The organism is Dactylosporangium darangshiense (genome assembly GCF_039537565.1).
GTDB classification, from domain to species: Bacteria; Actinomycetota; Actinomycetes; order Mycobacteriales; family Micromonosporaceae; genus Dactylosporangium; species Dactylosporangium darangshiense.
Window position 1 is genome coordinate 89,464 of record NZ_BAABAT010000017.1, and the last position, 19,776, is coordinate 109,239.

A 19,776-nucleotide genomic window follows, 5' to 3' on the forward strand; every position below is an offset into this window, starting at 1 on the left:
GCGACAGTCATGAGCGAGGCAGTGACCGACGGAGCGGTCGACATCCCGCCGTACCGGTACACCGCGGCGATGGCGGCGGACATCGAGGCGTGCTGGCAGGACTACTGGTCCGAGAACGGCACCTTCCACGCGCCGAACCCGACCGGCCCGCTCAGCGACCCCGGCCACCCCCGCGCGGGCGCGCCGAAGCTGTACGTGATGGACATGTTCCCCTACCCGTCGGGCGCCGGCCTGCACGTCGGGCACCCGCTGGGGTACATCGGCACGGACTGCTACACGCGGTACTTCCGCATGGCCGGCTACAACGTCCTGCACCCGATGGGCTTCGACGCGTTCGGCCTGCCGGCCGAGCAGTACGCGGTGCAGACCGGCACGCACCCGCGGACCACGACCGAGGCGAACATCGAGCGGTACCGCAACCAGCTGCGCCGCCTGGGCCTGGCCTACGACGACCGGCGCAGCGTCGCCACCACGGACACCGAGTTCTACCACTGGACCCAGTGGATCTTCCTGCAGATCTTCAACTCCTGGTTCGACGCCGACCAGGGCAAGGCGCGGCCGATCGAGGAGCTGATCGAGGAGTTCGCCAGCGGCGAGCGCCCGACGCCGGACGGCCGGGCGTGGGACGCGCTGCCCGCCGTCGAGCGCCGGCAGCTGATCGACGACCACCGCCTGGCCTACATCTCCGAGGCCCCGGTCAACTGGTGCCCGGGCCTGGGCACGGTGCTGGCCAACGAGGAGGTCACGCCCGACGGGCGCAGCGAGCGGGGCAACTTCCCCGTCTTCAAGCGCAACCTGCGCCAGTGGATGATGCGGATCACCGCGTACGGCGACCGGCTGCTGGACGACCTGGACCGGCTGGACTGGCCGGACAAGGTCAAGACGATGCAGCGCAACTGGATCGGCCGGTCCCGCGGCGCCCACGTCGACTTCGCCACCGAGGGCGGCGAGCCGATCCGGGTCTTCACCACCCGCCCCGACACCCTGTTCGGCGCGACCTACATGGTGCTGGCACCGGAGCACGAGCTGGTCGACTCGATCGTGCCGGCGCAGTGGCCCGCGGGCACCAACGACAAGTGGACCGGCGGCGCCGCAACGCCCGCCGAGGCGGTCGCCGCCTACCGCGCGTTCGCGGCAGGCAAGACCGACGTCGAGCGGCAGGCCGACGCGAAGGAGAAGACGGGCGTCTTCATCGGTGCGTATGCGACCAACCCGGTCGACGGCCGGTCGGTCCCGGTCTTCATCGCCGACTACGTGCTGGCCGGCTACGGCACCGGCGCGATCATGGCGGTGCCCGGGCAGGACGAGCGCGACTGGGAGTTCGCCGAGGTCTTCGAGCTGCCGATCATCCGCACCGTCCAGCCGAGCGAGGGCTTTGAGGGCAAGGCGTTCACCGGCGACGGCCCGGCGATCAACTCCTCCTTCCTGGACGGCCTGGGCGTCGCCGACGCCAAGGCGAAGATCATCGAGTGGCTGGAGGCCAACGGCCACGGCGTCGGCGCGATCACCTACCGGCTGCGCGACTGGCTGTTCAGCCGCCAGCGCTACTGGGGCGAGCCGTTCCCGATCGTCTACGACGAGACCGGCCTGCCGATCGCGCTGCCCGAGTCGATGCTGCCCGTCGTGCTGCCCGAGGTGGAGGACTTCTCGCCGCGCACGTTCGACGTCGACGACGCCGACAGCATGCCGGAGACGCCGCTGTCGCGGGCCAAGGAGTGGGTCGAGGTCACGCTGGACCTGGGTGACGGCCCGCGCACCTACACCCGCGAGACGAACGTCATGCCGCAGTGGGCCGGCTCGTCGTGGTACGAGCTGCGCTACCTGGACCCGAGCAACGGCGCGAAGCTGGTCGAGCCGGCCAACGAGCGCTACTGGATGGGCCCGCAGACCCCCGGCGACGTCGGCGGCGTCGACCTGTACGTCGGCGGCGTCGAGCACGCGGTGCTGCACCTGCTGTACGCGCGCTTCTGGCACAAGGTGCTGTTTGACCGGGGCTTCGTGTCCTCGGAGGAGCCGTTCCGGAAGCTGTTCAACCAGGGCTACATCCAGGCGTACGCCTACAAGGACGCCCGCGGCGTCTACGTCGACGCCGAAAAGGTCGAGGAGCGCCAGGCCGGCCGGTTCTTCTACGGCGACCGGGAGGTCTCCCGGGAGTACGGCAAGATGGGCAAGTCCCTGAAGAACGTCGTCACGCCGGACGAGATGTGCGAGCGGTACGGCGCCGACACCTTCCGGGTCTACGAGATGTCGATGGGCCCGCTGGACGTCTCCCGCCCGTGGGAGACCCGCGCGGTCGTCGGCGCCCAGCGGTTCCTGCAGCGCGTGTGGCGCCTGGTCGTCGACGAGCAGACCGATGCCGTGCGCGTGTCCGACGCCACCCTGGACGACGAGTCCCGCCGCCTGCTGCACCGCGTGATCGACGGCGTGCGCGTCGACATCGAGGAGATGCGCTTCAACACCGCCATCGCCAAGATGATCGAGCTGACCAACCGCGTCACGCAGATCTCGGCGGCCGGCACCCCGCGCGAGGTGGCCGACCCGCTGATCCGCATGATCACCCCGTTCGCGCCGCACCTGGGCGAGGAGCTGTGGCAGCGCCTGGGCAACGAGACCTCGGTCGCCTACGCCGACTTCCCGGTGGCCGACCCGGCCTACCTGGTCGCCGAGTCGGTGACCTACCCGGTCCAGGTCAACGGCAAGGTCCGCGGCAAGGTCGAGGTCCCCGCCGACGCCGACGAGGACACGGTGCGCGCGGCGGCGCTGGACGCGGTCGCCGAGCAGCTGGCGGGCAAGACCCCGAAGAAGGTCATCGTCGTCGCCGGCCGCATGGTCTCGGTCGTCGTCTGACCGGTTTATATATAGAGAGAGGGCCGCCCCCCGCGCGGGGGACGGCCCTCTTCCTTCGTTGCTTACCTGGCGATCGCGGTCAGGCGCTCGTTGCGCAGCGCCGTCGGCCAGCGGTCGTCGATCGGCTCCATGTTCAGGCCGGTCGCCCAGCGCAGCAGCAGGTCGGCGATCGCGGGGTTGCGGGCCAGGGCCGGGCCGTGTGAGTACGTGCCGAGAATCCGGCCGTTCCAGGCGCCCTCCGACTGGCCGTCGTTGCCGATGCCCGTCGTGACCTTGGCCAGCGGCTTCACGCCGGGGCCGAGGTGGGTGCGGCCGCCGTGGTTCTCGAAGCCGGTCAGGGTCGGCAGGCCCAGGGCCGGGTGGGTCTCGCCGGCCAGCTCGCCGACGGCCCGGGTCTCGCCGCGGTCCGAGTCGATGTCGATCAGGTTGAGGCCGGGGTACTTCGAGCCCTTCGCGAAGAACGACTGGCCGAGCAGCTGGTAGCCGGCGCACACGGCGAACACCGTCGCGCCGCGCTCGACGGCGCGGTGCAGGCCGCCGTCGTTGGCCAGGCGCTGGGCGGCCAGGGCCTGGGGGCCGTCCTCGCCGCCGCCGAGCAGGTACACGTCGCCGTCGGTCGGGACCGGGTGGTCGGCGCGCACCTCGTGGCACTCGACCGGCAGGCCACGCAGGTCGGCGCGGCGGGCCAGGATGAGCAGGTTGCCGCGGTCGCCGTAGGTGGACAGCAGGTCGGGGTAGAGCCAGATCAGGCGCAGGTGCGACTCAGTTGACACGGTCCAGCTCCGCTCGGATGTCCTGGAAGGCGGTGTAGTTCGCGATGACCTCGAGCCTGCCAGGCGGTACCAACGACAGGGCCTGGTTGAACGAGCGCACGTGCTCGAAGCGCACCTCGTTGACCTCGAGGCGCACCGCCAGGTCCATCGCCCGGTCGCCGGTGATGAGCACGCGGCGGCCGCGCAGCGGGGAGAAGTCCACGTCGTACAGCCACGACGTGTCGAGGCCGTCGGGGTCCCGCGCGTTGATGGACAGCAGCGTCGGCACGTCCTCGGCCATGTCGAACGACTCGAGCCAGCCGGCCGGGTTCTTGGCCAGCAGCAGCCGGATGGTGCGCCCGTCGCGGACCACGGTGGCGTAGCGGCCGGCGACCGAGGCGACCTTCGCCAGCTCCGGCACCGCCTTCGCCGGCGGCACGCCGAACTGCGCGGCCACGGCCAGCGCGGTCGCGGCGTTCGCGCGGTTGACGCGGCCGGGCAGCTGCAGCGTGATCTGGTGATACGCGCCGGTCTGGTCCACGACGCCGTCGCCGCTGATCGTCCAGTGCGGCACCGGGCGGCTCAGGTTGCCCTCCACGCACGCCCACTGCTCGCCGTTGCGCTCGATCGACCCGCCGCACTCCGGGCACACCCACGAGTCGTCGTGGAAGCGCTGGCCGGCGGCGACCCAGGTGACGCCGGTGCCCTGCGCGACCGCCTTGCCGGCCGCCCAGACCACCATCGGGTCGTCGGCGTTGGCGACGAGGTGCAGGCCGCGGCCCGGCAGCGCGTCGCGCCACAGGGCCGCCATCATGGCGACCTCCTTGGCGCGGTCCAGCTGGTCGCGGCTCAGGTTGAGCAGCGCGACGACCTTCGGCATCGTCTGGTCGAGCACCTGCTTGAGGTAGTGCTCGTCGACCTCGAGCACCGCGTAGGGGGTGGCGCCCGCCTTGGCCAGGGCCGAGGTGTGCCCGGTCGGCATGTTGGCGCCGAGGCTGTTGGTCGCGACCGGCCCGAGCACGCTCATTGCGGCGGCGGTCAGCCTGGTGGTGGTCGTCTTGCCATTGGTGCCTGAGACCAGTGCGATCTGCCGGCCGGCGGCGAGCTCCGCGAGCAGGTTCGGGTCGACCATGAGGCCGATCCGGCCGCCGATGACCGATCCGTCGCCCCGGCCGGTGGCGCGTGACAGCGCGGCGGCACCGCGCGACAGTGAGGTGGCGAGCTTGGCCCGCATCGGCAGCTTGTTGTCCGTCATCTCGCTTCCACGGTATTCGGCGATGCGCTGACCCTACCCGGAGCGCGGGCCGCCCCCAATCGGCCCACCGGGCGCCGGAGGCCCACCACTTTCCTCCACCGGGGCCACCCCGAAGCCTCCGCGAGCCCTCCGGCACCGGGCTACATCGCACCGATGGGATTTTTGTCCGAATTTCACGGCACGGGGAACACCCTCCACCGATCGGGCACGCCCGGGCTCCTCCACCCGTCACCACCCCATCTGACGTGGGATTTCTTCACGGACGCTGACGCGCGATCGGGTGGTTTTCCGTTGACGGTGGAGGGAAGTGGAGTACAGTGGAGCGCGATGGCGGAGCCGGGGGGCTCGGCCGGCCCCGGGGGGACCGTTCGCGGTGGGAAGGGGTGGTTGCCGCATGTTTCTGGGCACCCACACTCCTCGCCTGGACGAAAAGGGCCGGTTGATCCTGCCGGCCAAGTTTCGGGACGAACTGGCGGGAGGTGTCGTGATCACCAAGGGACAGGAGCGCTGCCTCTACGTGTTCCCTGGCGCCGAGTTCGCCCGGATCGCCGAACAGCTTCGCGCCACACCGATGACGAACAAGGCGGCCCGAGCCTACGGCCGGGTGTTCTTCGCCAGCGCTCACGACGAGGTCCCCGACCGTCAGGGTCGGGTCACCATCCCGCAGCATCTGCGCGAATATGCCGGGCTGGACCGCGAACTGGTCGTGATCGGGGCGAGCACCCGGGTAGAGATCTGGGATCGCCAGGCGTGGGACACCTACCTCGCCGAGAGCGAGGAAGACTTCGCGGGCATCGAGGAGGGGGTGCTGCCGGGAGGGCTGTGAGGTCCAACTGCAGTTACCGACTTTGAGGCCGCCGTACCGGCAGCTCTCCAGCCGCTCAGAGTTTCTCGAAGTCCTGACGCCACTTCCCCGGCGCCAGGGCGGAGGGGCGGATGGGGAGCTGGCGGTACGGCGCTCGCGCACTCAGCACATGTTTCTCGATGCACGCTTCTTAATGCACGCGGTAGCACCACGGCGGGCCGCGAACCCGCCGCCGGCAGGGGGTCGACGATGGGGGAGCGGGACGTTCACGTGCCCGTGCTGCTCGAGCGCTGCCTCGAGCTGCTCGCCCCGGCGCTGACCCGGCCCGGCGCGTTGTACCTGGATGCCACGCTCGGCCTCGGCGGTCACGCCGAGGCGGTGCTCATGGCGCACCCGCAGGCCCGGCTGCTGGGCCTGGACCGAGACTCGCAGGCCCTGCGCCTCGCGGGTGAGCGACTGGCGCCGTTCGCCGACCGGATCCGCCTCGTGCACGCCGTCTACGACGAGCTGCCCGAGGTCCTCGGCGACGAGCGGATCGACGCCGGACTGTTCGACCTGGGCGTGTCGTCGATGCAGCTCGACGAGGCGGGGCGCGGCTTCGCCTACTCCCAGGACGCACCGCTGGACATGCGCATGGACCAGACGCGCGGCGCCACCGCGGCCGAGGTGCTCAACACCTACAGCCACGGCCAGCTCACGCGGGTCCTGCGTGTGTACGGGGAGGAGAAGTTCGCCTCCCGCATTGCCGCGTCGATCGTCCGGGAGCGGGAGAAGTCCCCGCTGACCAGCTCGGCCCGCCTTGCCGAACTGGTCCGCGAGGCGATACCCGCGCCGGCTCGACGCACCGGGGGAAACCCGGCCAAACGGACCTTCCAGGCGTTGCGCATCGAGGTCAACGGCGAGCTCGCCGTGCTCGAGCGGGCCATGCCCGCCGCCCTCGACGCGCTGCGGCCCGGCGGCCGATTGGTCGTGCTGTCGTACCACTCGCTCGAGGACCGCCTGGTCAAACAGGCGATCGCGGAGCGGACCCGCTCGACCGTCCCGGTCGAGCTGCCGTTCGAGCCGCCCGGCAGCGAACCGGAGCTGCGGGCGCTCACCCGGGGAGCAGAACTCTCCGACGCGGCCGAAACAGCGGCCAACCCGCGCGCGGCGTCCGTGCGACTCCGCGCGGTGGAACGCAAGGAACGTCCGAACAGGACAGACACATCGGGGGAGGTGTGATGAACGTGACGACACTGCCGGCCAGCCGGCAGCGCAGGACTCAGCAGGGTGCACCGCGGTCGGGGGGCCGGACCACGGGGCGCGACGCTGAGCACAACGAACAGCAGCGACGGGACCACCCGACCGACGGTGCGACGGCACTGCAGCCGGAGCACGAGACCACGAAGCCGGACGTTACGCCCGAACGGCACGCGTCCGACACGAAGCAGGCGTCCCCGCGACTGCGGGTGGCGCCGCCGGCGCCGGTCAGTGCGCCACGGGCGCCGTTCGTGGCGCTCGTGCTCGTGCTGGTGCTCTCCGGCGTCATCGGCATCCTCGTGCTCAACACGCGGATCGCCGAGAACGCCTTCAAGCTGGACGCGCTGAAGACCAAGCAGAGCAACCTCGACCGCGACGAGGAGCGGCTGCGCAGCGATCTGGCCAACAAGGAGTCGCCGGTGACGCTCGCGTCGCGGGCGAAGCAGCTGGGTCTCGTGCCGTCGCGCACGCCGGCCTTCCTGGTGCTGCCCGACGGCACCAAGCTGGAGATGCCGGGCCCGAGCAAGTAACGCAGGGAACCACCCAAGGCTGTTCAACGACCGCCGCTCGAAGCTCAGGAATCTGATGCCCGTGACGGCGGCCGGTGATGGTCCATAGTGGACGGACAAGGGAAGTCGGGACGATGGCTGGCGACACTCCAGATCGGCGGGGCGCAAGCGAACGGCGCGGGGGCGCCGATCGCAGGGATCCGGCCGGTCGCGGGGGTGACGCCGGCCGGCAGAGAACGGGCGGTCGCACCGGCGCGGGGGGTGCCGGTGCCTCCGCCCGTTCCCGCGCGGAAGGGGGTTCCCGTGCGGATGCCGGAAAAGCAGAGGAACGCGGCAACGGTACCGCTGAGCCGGTGCTGCGCGGCACGATGTCCGAGGCCAAGCGCTACACCCCGCGCGGGCGCTCGGTCCGCGACGCGTCGGTCGAGGCCGGCGGCCGCAAGGACCCGTTCCGCCCCGCCCTGGAGGTGATCCAGGGCGGCCGCAGCGAGCAGCCGCGCCGCACCGACCCGCGGCGCACCGCCACGCGCCGCCCGCGCGACGACCGCGAGACCTCTCCGGACGATCGCGACGCCTACGCCGGTCCGGAACGGACCGCTCCGGTCCGCCGTGGTGAAGAGCGCACCTCGGAACGGACCGCTCGGGTCCGCCGCGGCGAGGAGCGCGACCCGGAACGGACCGATCCGTTCCCGACCAACGGCCGAACGGCAGGTCGCACCCCCGGCGCCGGCTCTGGCACGGAACGGAGCGCTCCGCTCCGCCGCGCCGGCGAGCGTGGAACGGAACGGTCCGGTTCGCTCCGGTCCTCCAAAGATCGCATCGGACGCTCGCGCGCAGGTGTCCGCGGCACGGCCGCGGGCGGTGCCGGGCGCGGCGCCGGAGCCGGGCGGGCCGGCGGTGCTGGGCGGGCCGGCGGTGCTGGACGGGCTGGCGGTGCCGGACGGGGCGGCGGCGCCGGGCGGGGCGGCGGCGCTGGTGGCACCGGCGGCGGCCTGCGCACGTTGCGCCGCGAGAGCCGCGTGCGCGTGCCTCGCCTGATCGCGCGCCGCACCCGCCTGCCCAAGCTCGCCGAGCCGCGGCGCCGCCTGCGCCTGGCCACGGTGCTCGCGCTCGTCATGTTCGCCACGATCGGCGTGCGGCTCGTGCAACTGCAGCTCACCGACGCGAGCGCGTACGCCGCCGAAGGGCTCAAGGACCGGCTCGTGCACGCGGTGCTGCCCGCCTCCCGCGGCGCCATCCTCGACCGCAACGGCAAGATCCTCGTGCACTCCGTCGAGACGCGGTACGTAGCCGCGGACCCGATGGCCGTCAAGAACCCCGAGGCCCTGGCCGACCAGCTGTTCGCGATCCTCGACAAGTACGGCGTCGTGCGCTCCGACCTGGTGCGCAAGATGACGCCGCACAAGACCGAGAACGGCAAGACCGACGTGCGCTTCGAGTACCTGGTGCACCAGATCGACGTCGCCGACGGCGACCGGATCGCGGCGCTGCACATCGGTGCGCTCAAGGTGGCCCGCGACGAGCGGCGCGAGATCCCCGGCTACGACCTGGCGTCCAACGTCATCGGGTACACCTCGCGCACCGACCTCGCCGGGCAGATGGGCATCGAGAAGCAGTACGACTCCGTGCTGCGCGGCGTCGACGGGCTGCACATCTACGAGCACGGCGAGGGCGAGCTCGACAAGCCCCTGCCCTACGGCTACGAGGAGCTCAAGCCGGCCCGCCCGGGCAGCTCGGTCGAGCTCACCATCGACGCGGACCTGCAGTACTCGGTGCAGAGCACCCTCGCCGAGCGGATGGGGCCGCTCAACGCCGACTTCGCCACCGCCATCGTGCTCGACGCGCACACGATGGAGGTCATGGCGATGGCCAGCTACCCGTCGTTCGCGCCCGCCGACCTCGACCGCACGCCGGCGGAGCAGCGCAAGGACCAGTGCACCGCGACCGTGTTCGACCCCGGCTCGATCCACAAGGCGATCGTCATGGGCGCCGCGCTGCAGGAGGGGATCATCACCCCGGGCAGCACGGTCACGGTGAACTCGAAGGTGAAGAAGGGCGACACCACCTACACCGACCACCCGCCGCAGAAGGACGGCACCCAGATGACCATCCCGGGCATCCTGGCGCTGTCGTCCAACGTCGGCACCATCGCCGTCGCGGACCAGCTGGGCAAGGACAAGCTGTACGAGTACCAGCGCAAGTTCGGGCTCGGCGAGCGCACCGGCGTGGGGCTGCCCAACGAGTCGCCCGGCCAGCTACTGGCGCCGGACAAGTGGACCGGCTCCAGCCCGGGCTCGATCCCGATCGGCAACGGCGTGGCGACCACGGCGATGCAGATGGCCGCGGTGTACGGCGCGATCGCCAACGACGGGCTCTGGGTGCAGCCGACGCTGGTCCGCAAGATCATCGCGCCGGACGGCGCGCAGTCGAAGCCGGCGCCGCAGCAGACCCGCCGGGTGCTCGACCCGCAGGTCGCGCAGGAGCTGCGCACGATGCTCGAGGGCGTGACCACGCTGGACGACGCCACCGGGCACCAGGCGGCGATCCCGGGGTACCGGATCGCGGGCAAGACGGGAACGTCGAAGCTGCCCCTCAACGGCGGGTACGCGCCCGGCGACGTGGTGTCGTTCATCGGCATGGCGCCGGCCGAGGCGCCCCGCTACGTCGTGGCCGTGACCGCGCACGTCCCGGGCGGCGCGGGCGGCTCGGTGGCCGCACCGGCGTTCCGCGACATGATGGCGGTGACGCTGTCGAGCTTCGGCGTCGTGCCGACCGGCACCCAGCCGCCGAAGCTCACGATCTACCCGTGACACCGGCTCCGGTGCCGCGCGGCGGGGCGGGTAGGGTCTGACCCCGTGCCCGGCTATCCCCGTCCGCGGAATGTCCGCCCCGTGCTCATCGCTGAGCTGGGCGGCTCTGGAGACGTTGCCGTCACGGGGGTGACACACAGTAGCTCGGCGGTTCGCCCCGGTGATCTCTACGCCGCGCTGCCCGGATCGCGGGCGCACGGCGCCCAGTTCATCCCCGAGGCGCTGCAGCGCGGCGCGGTCGCCGTGCTCACCGACCCGGCCGGCCTGCGCCCCGACGCCGGCGTGCCGTTCATCGTCGTCGACAAGCCCCGCGACGTGCTCGGCGAGGTCGCGTCGAAGGTGTACGGCGACCCGACCCGGCGGCTGACCACGATCGGCATCACCGGGACGGCGGGCAAGACCTCCACGACCTACCTGATCGAGGCCGGGCTGCGGGCCGCCGGCCAGGTCACCGGCCTGATCGGCACCGTCGAGACGCGGCTGGGCGACCTGACCGTGGAGAGCATCCGCACCACGCCCGAGGCGACCGACCTGCACGCCCTCTTCGCCGCGGCGCTGGAGCGCGGCGTGCAGTCGGTGGCGATGGAGGTCTCCAGCCATGCGCTGGAGGTCGGCCGGGTCGGCGGGGTCCGCTTCGCGGCGGCCGGCTTCACCAACTTCGGCCTGGATCACCTGGACTTTCACCCCAGCGTCGAGGACTACTTCGCGGCCAAGGCCCGCCTCTTCGACGGCCGGGCCGGCGTCGAGATCCTCAACCTCGACGACCTGTCGGTAATGCGACTGCGCAAGCCGGAGTCGTGGACGTACTCGGTCGCCGAGCACTCCGCCGAGGGGCCGGCGGACTTCTCCGTCTCGGGCGTGACCACAGCCGGCTACGGGCAGACGTTCGACGTGCACTGGCGCGGCCGGACGGCCCGCTCGGGCGTGCAGCTGCCCGGCCGGCACAACGTCGCCAACGCCGTGCTGGCCATCGCCGCCCTGGTCGCGGTCGGCGTCGACCTCGACGTCGCGGCCCCGGCCGTCGCCGCCGCGCCCGGCTCGCCCGGCCGCATGGAGCGGGTCGACGCGCCCGGCGAGATCACCGGCGTGGTCGACTACGCGCACAAGCCCGACGCCATGGTCGAGGTGCTCAAGGCGCTGCGCACGCTCGCGGCCTCCCGCGGCGGCCGGGTGATCTGCGTGGTCGGCGCCGGCGGCGACCGCGACCGCGGCAAGCGCCCGCTCATGGGCCGGGCCGCCGCGCAGGGCGCCGACCTGGTCATCGTTACCGACGACAACCCGCGCACCGAGGACCCGGCGGCGATCCGCGCCGAGGTCCTGGCCGGCACCGCGGACGGCCCGGCCGGCGTGGTCGAGGTCGGCGGGCGGCGCGACGCGATCGCCTACGCCGTCGGCGAGGCCAAGCCCGGCGACGTGATCGCGCTGCTGGGCAAGGGCCACGAGCGCGGCCAGGAGATCAACGGCGAGGTCCTGCCGTTCGACGACCGCGTCGAGCTCGCCGCGGCCTTGCGGGAGGTAGCAGCATGATCCCGCTGTCGCTGGGTGAGATCGCCGGCATCGTCGGCGGGGTGCTGCACGACGGCGACGCGGACGCGGTCGTCGACGGGCCCGTCGAGTACGACTCGCGCAAGGTCGGGCCGGGCGGGCTCTTCGTCGCCTTCGCCGGCGCCAAGGTCGACGCGCACGAGTTCGCGCCCAAGGCGATGGCCGACGGCGCCGTCGGGGTGCTCGGCAGCCGCCCGGTGCCCGGCGTGCCGACGATCGTGGTCGAGGACCCGCGCCACGCGCTCGGGCTGCTCGCCCGGGCGATGCTGGACCGGCTGCCCGGGCTGACCGTCGTCGCGATCACCGGCTCCTCGGGCAAGACCAGCACGAAGGACCTCATCGCCCGGCTGCTGGCCGAGCACGGCCCGACCGTGGCCACCGCCGGGTCGGAGAACAACGAGCTCGGCACGCCGTACACGGTGCTCAAGGCCGGCGAGCAGACCCGCTTCCTCGTGCTCGAGATGGGCGCGCGCGGGGTCGGGCACCTGCGGTACCTCTGCGAGATCGCTCCTCCGGACGTCTCCGTCGTGCTCAACGTGGGTGTGGCACACATCGCGGAGTTCGGCTCGGTCGAGGGCATCGCACAGGCCAAGGGCGAGCTGGTCGAGGCGCTCGGGCCGGACGGCGTGGCGGTGCTCAACGCCGACGACGAGCGGGTGCGCGCCATGGCCGCCCGCACCACCGCCCCGGTCGTGCTGGTCGGCGAGGCGCCCGACGCACAGGTGCGCGCCACCGAGGTCGTCGCCCTGGACCGCGGCCGGTACGGCTTCACCCTGAACATCCCCGGCGCCGAGCCGGTCCCGGTGCGCCTCGGCGTCTCCGGCCGGCACAGCGTCGGCAACGCGTTACTCGCCGCGGCCGTCGCGTCGCACGCCGGCGTCGAACCGGCCGCGATCGCCGCCGGACTCGGCGATCTAGAGGGTTTGTCGACCCGAAGGATGGATGTCTTCGACCGTGCCGACGATGTCACGGTCATCGACGACTCGTACAACGCCAATCCGGCGTCCATGGCGGCGGCGCTGCACGCGCTCGTCGCGGTGGCCGGCGAGCGGCGCAAGATCGCGGTGCTCGGCTTCATGGCGGAGCTCGGCGAGTACGAGCGAGCCGGTCACGAAGAGGTCGGTCGCCTCGCCGCGCAGCTCGGCGTCGACCGTCTGGTGGCCGTGAGCGAGCAGGCCGCGCCGATCCTGGACGGGGCGGCCGCCGTGGCGAGTTGGGGAGGAGACTCGGTGCTCGTGACCGATCAGGAGGCCGCCGTGGCGCTGCTGCGCACCGAGCTGCTTCCTCGCGACGTGGTCCTGGTCAAGGGATCGCGGTACCGGACCTGGGACGTCGCCGACGCCCTGCGCTCCGAAGGCGTCCAGAAGTGAGGGCCGTCTTCGTCGCGGCCTTCGTGGCGTTTCTCATCTCGCTGTTCGGCACGCCGATCGCGATCAGGTACTTCACCCGCCTGAAGGCCGACCAGCCGATCCGCACCGAGGGCCCGCAGACCCACCTCGGCAAGAAGGGCACGCCCACGATGGGCGGCGTGGTGTTCATCTTCGCCACCCTCGTCGCGTACACCGGCGGTCACGTCGCCCTCACCACGCTGCCCGACAAGCAGCTGCGCCCCGCCGGGCCGACCGCGACCGCCGTGGTCCTCCTCGGCCTGTTCGTCTTCACCGGCCTGCTGGGCTTCCTCGACGACTACCTCAAGGTCGCCAAGCGCAACAGCGACGGGCTCAACAAGCGCGGCAAGCTCATCGGCCAGGCGCTCATCGGCGCCATCTTCGGCGCGATCGCCCTCTACGTGCCGGCCACCAAGACCGGCCACCAGGTCGTCACCACCGTGGCCAGCCCGAAGCTGTCGTGGGTGCACGACATCGACTGGCTCAACATCGGCAAGATCGCCGCCGTCGTGTTCTTCGTGTTCGTGGTCATGTCGATGTCCAACGCGGTGAACCTGACCGACGGCCTCGACGGCCTCGCCACCGGCACCTCGATCCTGGTGCTCGTCAGCTACATGGCGATCGCGTTCTGGCAGTACCGCCACTGGTGCGCCGACCCGCAGTACACGGCCGCCTACTGCTACGACGTGCGCGACCCGCTGGAGATGGCCCTGATCGCCGGCGCCGCCGTCGGCGCGCTCGTGGGCTTCCTGTGGTGGAACACGTCCCCGGCCCGGATCTTCATGGGCGACACCGGCTCCATGGCGCTGGGCTCGCTCATCGCCGGCCTGGCCGTTGCGACCAAGACGATCCTGCTGCTGCCGCTGCTCGGCCTGCTCTTCGTCATCATCGTGGTGACCTGGGTGATGCAGATCGGCTCGTACCGCACCACGGGCAAGCGCATCTTCCGGATGGTCCCGCTGCAACACCACTTCGAGCTGGCCGGATGGAGCGAGGTCAATATCGTCGTGCGCTTCTGGATCATCGCCGGTCTCGGCGTCGCGGCCGCCCTCGGCCTCTTCGCCGCGGACTTCCTGAGGGTCATGAGCGGCGCGTCGTAACACCCGGACGCGCCGCACGGCAGGAATGATGGGCGCATGAGGAGCGACGGGGAGGAAGTTCCGAGCAGCGGTTGGGCGAGTAATTTCGTCGGTACCCTGCGTGGTCTCCTGGACCGGCCACTCGCGTCCTACTACCTGCTGCTGTCCAGCGTCGGGCTGCTCGTGTTCATCGGCCTGGTCATGGTCTTCTCGGTGACCAGCGTCGACAACTACGCGACCACGGGCAGCCCGTTCACGTCGATCGCCAAGCAGGCGCTCTTCGCCGTCGTCGGGCTGCTCGCCTTCTGGGTCTGCCAGCGCCTGCCCGCGATGACGTTCCGGGCTCTCGCGGCACCGCTGCTGCTCTGCGCATTTGTCCTGATGAGCATCGTGGACTTCCTCGGCTGGCTGTCGGCCAGCAAGGGGAGCACCGTGCACGTCGGGCCGATCTTCGTCGATGTTGTCGACAACCTGTGGCTGCACATCGGCGGCTTCCAGATGCAGCCGGCCGAGCTCGCCAAGTTCGCCCTGGTGATCTGGGGCGCCGACCTGCTGGTGCGCAAGGGCAGCACGATCATGTCCTGGCGCGAGCTGCTCATGCCCCTGTTCCCGGTCACGGTCGCGCTGCTGCTGCTGGTCGGCTACAACGACCTCGGCTCCATGATCTGCATGGTCGTGCTCTTCGCCGGCCTGCTGTGGGCGGCCGGCGCCCGGCTGTCGGTCTTCGGCTGGCTCGGCGGGCTCTTCACCACCGCCGTCGTCGCGCTGATCCTGCTGCCGGTCGACAAGGCCTACCGCTTCGAGCGCATCAAGGTCTTCTTCGACCCGAGCATCGACCCCAAGGCGGAGAACGGGCGGTACCAGTACCTGCACGGCCTGTGGGCGGTGGCCGAGGGCGGCTGGTTCGGCGTCGGCCTCGGGCAGGGCAACCTCAAGTGGGGCCGGCTGCCCAACGCGCACAACGACTTCATCTTCGCCATCGTCGCCGAGGAGCTCGGCGTCGTGGGCTGCATGGTGGTCCTGCTGCTGTTCGGCATGCTGACGTACACGGGGCTGCGCATCGCCCGGCGCGTCGAGGACCCGTTCCGCCGGCTCGTCGCCGCCTCGATCACCATCTGGTTCGTCGGCCAGGCGATCATCAACATCGGCGGCGTGGTCGGGCTGATGCCGATCACCGGCCTGCCCCTGCCGTTCATCTCCGACGGCGGCAGCGCCCTGGTGGTCGCGCTCGGCGCGGCCGGCATCCTCACCTCCGCCGCCCGGGCCGAGCCGGACTGCGCGCGAGCCATGCACGCGCGTCCGCCTCGGAAATGGGTGCGACTACTCTGGGCGCCGTTGCCGCCGCTTCCGCGCACCCGCGAGGACGGCGACGGCACCGACCCCCCGACACGCACGGCGGGCCGGCCGGCGGTGAGCCAAACGCTCACCGGGTCGCCCCGCGGAAGGAGCACCTGATGGCAGCGCTGCGCTCGGTGGTGCTGGCCGGCGGAGGCACCGGCGGGCACATCTACCCGCTGCTGGCCTTCGCCGACTGCCTGCGCAGGCACGACCCCTCCGTCCGCATCACCTGCATCGGTTCGCCGAGCGGGATGGAGAACGACCTCATCCCGCAGCGGGGCTACGACCTGCGCCACGTTCCGGCGTACCAACTGCCACGCTCGGTCAATATGAACCTCGTGCGCACCCCGGACCGGATGTGGAAGGCGGCCCGGGCCACCCGCGCCATCCTGGACGAGGTCAACGCCGACGTCGTGGTCGGCTTCGGCGGCTACGTCTCGGTCCCGGCCTACCTGGCCGCCTGGCGGCGCAAGACCCCGACGGTGATCCACGAGGTCAACGTGCCGATCGGGGTCGCCAACAAGATGGGCATGCGCTTCACCGATCACCTCGTGCTCGGCTTCCCGCACCAGCGGGCGCAGATACCGGCGGTCGCCGATGCCGAGGTCGTCGGGGTCCCGCTGCGGCAGAGCATCGCGACCCTGGACCGGGCGGCGCTGCGGGCGCGGGCGCGGGCCTACTTCGGCCTGGCGCCCGACCTGCCGACGCTGTTCGTGTTCGGCGCCTCCTCGGGCGCACGCTCGATCAACCAGGCGGTGGCCGGCGCGGCGAAGGCGATCACCTCCGCCGGCGTGCAGGTCCTGCACATCATCGGCGCGCGCAACGAGGACTTCGACGTGCCGCAGGGCCTGGCCGCGCCGTACGTGCGGATCAAGTTCCTCTCCGAGATGGAGCTCGGCTATGCCGCCGGCGACCTGGCACTGTGCCGGGGCGGCGCGATGACCTGCGCGGAGACCGCGGCGATCGGCATGCCGGCGGTTTACGTGCCGCTGCCGTGGGGCAACGGCGAGCAGCGGCGCAACGCGCTGCCGGTGGTCGAGGCCGGGGGTGGCCTGATCGTCGAGGACGGCGACCTGTCGCCCGAGCTCATTGCGGACACCGTGGTGCCGCTGGTGCGCGACGGCGCCCGGCTCGCCGCGATGAGCCGCGCGGCCGCCGGCTACGGCCGCCGCGACGGCGACGAGGCCCTTCGTCGGTACGTGCTGAAGGTGGTCGGGGCATGAGCGGTACGGAGCGCAGCGGAGTGGCCGCGAACAATAGGCACAGCTTTGGCTCAGGCCGGCGCCGGAGCGAAGCGGAGGTGACGGCATGAGCGACATCACTGCGGAAGAGCTCGGCAAAGTCCACCTCGTCGGGGTGGGCGGGGTCGGCATGAGCGGGCTCGCCCGCCTGCTGCTCACCCGCGGCATCCCCCTGTCGGGCAGCGAGCTGAAGGAGTGGCCCCAACTGGCCGCGCTCAAGGCGCTCGGCGGCACGATCTTCAGCACCCACGCGCCGTCCAACCTCGACGGCGTCGACACGGTGGTGTACTCGACGGCCATCCCGCAGGACCACATCGAGCTGGTCACCGCGCGGGAGCGGGGCCTGCGGGTCATGCACCGCTCGGAGGCGCTCGCCGCGACGATGACCGGGCGGCGCAGCATCGCCGTGGCCGGCACGCACGGCAAGACCACGACCACGTCGATGATCACCCTGATCCTGCAGCACGCCGGGCTCGACCCGTCGTTCGTGATCGGCGGTGAGATCTCGGCGGCCGGCTCCAGTGCACACCACGGCAGCGGCGAGCTGTTCGTGGCCGAGGCGGACGAGAGCGACCGCTCCTTTCTGTTGTACAACCCCCATGTCGCCGTCGTCACGAACATCGACGCCGACCACCTCAACACGTATGGCGACCTGCAGGGGCTCGAGGACGCGTTCGTCGAGTTCTGCGGCCGGCTCGAGCCGGGCGGGTTCGTGGTGACCTGCGCCGACGACGCCGGTGCCATGCGGATGGCGGTGCGGGCCCGTGCGGCCGGCGCCGACGTCGTGACCTATGGCACCGCGCCGGACGCCGACCTGCGCATCAGCGAGGTGCGCTCGTCGGCCAACGGCGTGCGCTACGTGGCGCACCACGATGGCGTGCCGCTCGGCGAGGTGTTCCTGCCGGTGCCGGGCGCCCACCTGGGGCTCAACTCGGCCGGCGCGATCCTCACCGCGCTGCGGCTGGGCGTGCCCGCCGAGACGGCGATCGAGACGCTCGCGACCTTCCCCGGCGTGCGCCGGCGGTTCGAGTTCAAGGGCGCCGAGGCCGGGGTGCGGGTCTACGACGAGTACGCCTACCACCCGGTGCCGATCGCCGCGGCGCTGCGCACGCTGCGGGAGGTGGCCGGCGACGGGCGGCTCCTCGTGGTGTTCCAGCCCTACCGGGTGTACCGCACCCGGGACTTCCAGGCCGAGATCGCCGCCGGGCTTTCGCTCGCCGACGAGGCCGTGATCATGGAGGTCTTCGGGCCGGGCGAGGTGCGCGAGCCGGGCGAGGGCGGCGTGGCGCTCACCGCCGCCGTCGACCTGCCCGACGAGCACAAGGTGTTCGTGCCGTCCTGGGAGGACGTGCCCGGCGAGGTCGTCGCCCGGGTGCGCGAGGGCGACGTGGTCGTCACAATGGGTGCGCCGCCGATCTCGCTCATGGGCGACGAGCTGCTCACCGCGCTCAAGGGCGAGCCGGAGCCCGAGGGGTACGTGGGCCGGCACTCCCGAGCCGACGACTGAGCCTGCCTTGACGCAGACGCGCGGCTGGCGCCTTGTCCTGGCCCCTCGCGACGCCCCGCCCTCGGTGCGGCGGTTCGCGAAGCGGGCCCGGCAGCGGCGCCTCCGCGCGGCCCTGCCCTGGCTGGTGGTGCTGGGCGTGATCGCGCTGCTCGGCGCCGCCGCGGCCGTCGTCTACCTCACCCCGGCCCTCGGCGTCGAACGGATCGAGGTCAGTGGCGCTTCGACGCTGGATCCCGATTCGGTACGCCGGGCGGCCGCCGTACGCGACGGCACCCCGCTGGCCCGGCTGGACCTGGGCGCCGTCGAGCGCCGGGTCCGGGCGCTCAAGCCCGTGCGGGAGGCGAGGGTCACGGCCCGCTACCCGCACACACTCGTGGTCGCCGTGGTGGAGCGCACCGCGCTCGCCGTCGTGCCCAAGGTCGGCGGCTTCACGCTGCTCGACGCCGACGGGGTGGCCTACCTCGCCGTCGACGCCGCGCCGCCGGGCCTGCCGGTGATCCGCGTGGCGCAGCCCGAGCCCGGCGACGCCACGACGACGAGCGCGCTGACGGTGCTCGCGGCGCTGCCGCCGGCGCTGCGCTCGCAGATGGTGGCGCTGGTCGCCGAGTCGCCGACGCGCATCCGGCTGGAGCTGACCGACGAGCGGCTCGTGATCTGGGGCGATGCGACCCAGAACGCGGCCAAGGTGCGGGTCCTGCAGCTCAGTAAGATCGACCCGGGACACACGCTGGACGTCAGCGCGCCCGGGGTGGTACTGGAGAAATGAGCCGAGACCTGGTGCCGTTCGTCGGCGGCGAGACCGACCTGCTCGCCGGCTGGCTCGACTTCCACCGCGAGACCGTGCACGTCAAGTGCGCCGGCGTGGCCGAGGCGGACGCCTGGCGGGCGCCGTTGCCGGCCAGCCCGCTCACGAGCGTCGCCGGGCTGGTCCAGCACCTGACGTCGGTGGAGTCGTACTGGTTCGAGCGGACCGTGGCCGGGCTCGACGTGCCGCGGCACTGGACCGACGAGGACCCCGACCTGGAGTGGCGGCCCCGGCCCGGGTTCGGGCTGGCCGACGCGCTGGCCGCATACCAGGCGCAGTGTGATCGTTCCCGCGAACTCGTCGCCGGCCTCGACCCGGGCGCGATGTGCGCCGGGCGGCGTCACGGCCAGGTCGTGTCGGTCCGGTGGGTGCTGCTGCACATGATCGAGGAGACCGCCCGTCACAACGGGCACCTGGACGCCGTTAGGGAATTCGTCGACGGCGTCGTGGGCGATTAGCCGACACGCCGAGGCGGGGTCCTTGGATCACGACAGTCGGGCCCTTACCTTGCGATAAGGCATTAGTTGACATAACTATAAGCCTCTAGTAAAGGGTGAGGGTTTGCGGGACCCCCATCCTGTGCGTTCGCATTTGGCGGACGCCGCCCGTCGGGGGGTCGGGCTCGGGACAGGTCCCACCGCGGGGCCGGACCCGAG

General features: G+C 71.8%; 15 protein-coding genes. 13 read left to right on the forward strand and 2 right to left on the reverse strand.

The features are described 5' to 3' along the window. The first annotated feature begins 9 nt into the window (after nucleotides 1–9). Nucleotides 10–2,847, forward strand: a complete 2,838-nt coding sequence (leuS, locus tag ABD901_RS28570; RefSeq protein WP_345131084.1) for a leucine--tRNA ligase — start codon at nucleotides 10–12, stop codon at nucleotides 2,845–2,847. Between the two features lie 62 nt (nucleotides 2,848–2,909). On the opposite strand, the gene ABD901_RS28575 is transcribed toward leuS, so the two are convergent. Together ABD901_RS28575 and ABD901_RS28580 are read right to left on the reverse strand one after the other, a co-directional pair. Then, nucleotides 2,910–3,620 (reverse strand): type 1 glutamine amidotransferase, encoded by a 711-nt coding sequence (locus ABD901_RS28575; protein WP_345131086.1) that lies wholly within the window; start codon nucleotides 3,618–3,620, stop codon nucleotides 2,910–2,912. Further along, nucleotides 3,610–4,854, reverse strand: a complete 1,245-nt coding sequence (locus tag ABD901_RS28580) for a Mur ligase family protein (protein ID WP_345131087.1) — start codon at nucleotides 4,852–4,854, stop codon at nucleotides 3,610–3,612. Before ABD901_RS28580 ends, ABD901_RS28575 begins: the two co-directional genes overlap by 11 nt. Before the next feature lie 394 nt (nucleotides 4,855–5,248). Between ABD901_RS28580 and mraZ the strand changes: the two genes are divergently transcribed. From mraZ to ABD901_RS28640, 12 genes are all read left to right on the forward strand, one after another. Further along, a complete protein-coding gene (mraZ, locus tag ABD901_RS28585) occupies nucleotides 5,249–5,680 on the forward strand; it encodes a division/cell wall cluster transcriptional repressor MraZ (RefSeq protein ID WP_345131089.1) in 432 nt (143 codons plus the stop codon). A 228-nt stretch (nucleotides 5,681–5,908) separates the two neighbouring features. After that, nucleotides 5,909–6,880, forward strand: a complete 972-nt coding sequence (gene rsmH / locus ABD901_RS28590; protein ID WP_345131091.1) for a 16S rRNA (cytosine(1402)-N(4))-methyltransferase RsmH — start codon at nucleotides 5,909–5,911, stop codon at nucleotides 6,878–6,880. Continuing rightward, complete coding sequence (ftsL, locus tag ABD901_RS28595) at nucleotides 6,880–7,428, forward strand: cell division protein FtsL (RefSeq protein WP_345131093.1); 549 nt, start codon at nucleotides 6,880–6,882, stop codon at nucleotides 7,426–7,428. The genes rsmH and ftsL overlap by 1 nt, the downstream gene beginning before the upstream one ends. 332 nt (nucleotides 7,429–7,760) lie before the next feature. Then, nucleotides 7,761–10,217, forward strand: coding sequence for a peptidoglycan D,D-transpeptidase FtsI family protein (locus tag ABD901_RS28600; RefSeq protein ID WP_345131095.1), 2,457 nt, complete (start codon nucleotides 7,761–7,763; stop codon nucleotides 10,215–10,217). A 45-nt stretch (nucleotides 10,218–10,262) separates the two neighbouring features. Then, on the forward strand, nucleotides 10,263–11,744 hold the full coding sequence (locus ABD901_RS28605; RefSeq protein WP_345131096.1) for a UDP-N-acetylmuramoyl-L-alanyl-D-glutamate--2,6-diaminopimelate ligase: 1,482 nt from the start codon (nucleotides 10,263–10,265) through the stop codon (nucleotides 11,742–11,744). Beyond that, on the forward strand, nucleotides 11,741–13,132 hold the full coding sequence (locus tag ABD901_RS28610) for a UDP-N-acetylmuramoyl-tripeptide--D-alanyl-D-alanine ligase (RefSeq protein ID WP_345131098.1): 1,392 nt from the start codon (nucleotides 11,741–11,743) through the stop codon (nucleotides 13,130–13,132). Before ABD901_RS28605 ends, ABD901_RS28610 begins: the two co-directional genes overlap by 4 nt. Beyond that, nucleotides 13,129–14,250 carry a phospho-N-acetylmuramoyl-pentapeptide-transferase gene (mraY, locus tag ABD901_RS28615; protein WP_345131099.1) on the forward strand — a complete coding sequence of 374 codons (1,122 nt, stop codon included), beginning with the start codon at nucleotides 13,129–13,131 and terminating at the stop codon, nucleotides 14,248–14,250. The genes ABD901_RS28610 and mraY overlap by 4 nt, the downstream gene beginning before the upstream one ends. 36 nt (nucleotides 14,251–14,286) lie before the next feature. Next, nucleotides 14,287–15,684, forward strand: a complete 1,398-nt coding sequence (locus tag ABD901_RS28620; RefSeq protein WP_345131101.1) for an FtsW/RodA/SpoVE family cell cycle protein — start codon at nucleotides 14,287–14,289, stop codon at nucleotides 15,682–15,684. Beyond that, nucleotides 15,684–16,790 carry a UDP-N-acetylglucosamine--N-acetylmuramyl-(pentapeptide) pyrophosphoryl-undecaprenol N-acetylglucosamine transferase gene (locus tag ABD901_RS28625; protein ID WP_345131103.1) on the forward strand — a complete coding sequence of 369 codons (1,107 nt, stop codon included), beginning with the start codon at nucleotides 15,684–15,686 and terminating at the stop codon, nucleotides 16,788–16,790. Before ABD901_RS28620 ends, ABD901_RS28625 begins: the two co-directional genes overlap by 1 nt. A gap of 85 nt (nucleotides 16,791–16,875) precedes the next feature. Next, the gene (murC, locus tag ABD901_RS28630) at nucleotides 16,876–18,315 is read left to right on the forward strand and encodes a UDP-N-acetylmuramate--L-alanine ligase (RefSeq protein ID WP_345131105.1); all 1,440 of its coding nucleotides are present in this window, start codon (nucleotides 16,876–16,878) and stop codon (nucleotides 18,313–18,315) included. Nucleotides 18,316–18,322: 7 nt separating this feature from the next. Next, on the forward strand, nucleotides 18,323–19,081 hold the full coding sequence (locus ABD901_RS28635; RefSeq protein WP_345131107.1) for a cell division protein FtsQ/DivIB: 759 nt from the start codon (nucleotides 18,323–18,325) through the stop codon (nucleotides 19,079–19,081). Continuing rightward, the gene (locus tag ABD901_RS28640) at nucleotides 19,078–19,578 is read left to right on the forward strand and encodes a DinB family protein (protein WP_345131109.1); all 501 of its coding nucleotides are present in this window, start codon (nucleotides 19,078–19,080) and stop codon (nucleotides 19,576–19,578) included. Before ABD901_RS28635 ends, ABD901_RS28640 begins: the two co-directional genes overlap by 4 nt. The last annotated feature ends 198 nt before the right edge of the window (nucleotides 19,579–19,776 follow it).

Coding starts and splice junctions, on each gene's coding strand:
- leuS (WP_345131084.1), top strand. CDS start 10: ATGAGCGAGGCAGTGACCGACGGAGCGGTCGACATCCCGCCGTACCGG.
- ABD901_RS28580 (WP_345131087.1), bottom strand. CDS start 4,854: ATGACGGACAACAAGCTGCCGATGCGGGCCAAGCTCGCCACCTCACTG.
- mraZ (WP_345131089.1), top strand. CDS start 5,249: ATGTTTCTGGGCACCCACACTCCTCGCCTGGACGAAAAGGGCCGGTTG.
- rsmH (WP_345131091.1), top strand. CDS start 5,909: ATGGGGGAGCGGGACGTTCACGTGCCCGTGCTGCTCGAGCGCTGCCTC.
- ftsL (WP_345131093.1), top strand. CDS start 6,880: ATGAACGTGACGACACTGCCGGCCAGCCGGCAGCGCAGGACTCAGCAG.
- ABD901_RS28610 (WP_345131098.1), top strand. CDS start 11,741: ATGATCCCGCTGTCGCTGGGTGAGATCGCCGGCATCGTCGGCGGGGTG.
- ABD901_RS28620 (WP_345131101.1), top strand. CDS start 14,287: ATGAGGAGCGACGGGGAGGAAGTTCCGAGCAGCGGTTGGGCGAGTAAT.
- ABD901_RS28625 (WP_345131103.1), top strand. CDS start 15,684: ATGGCAGCGCTGCGCTCGGTGGTGCTGGCCGGCGGAGGCACCGGCGGG.
- murC (WP_345131105.1), top strand. CDS start 16,876: ATGAGCGACATCACTGCGGAAGAGCTCGGCAAAGTCCACCTCGTCGGG.
- ABD901_RS28640 (WP_345131109.1), top strand. CDS start 19,078: ATGAGCCGAGACCTGGTGCCGTTCGTCGGCGGCGAGACCGACCTGCTC.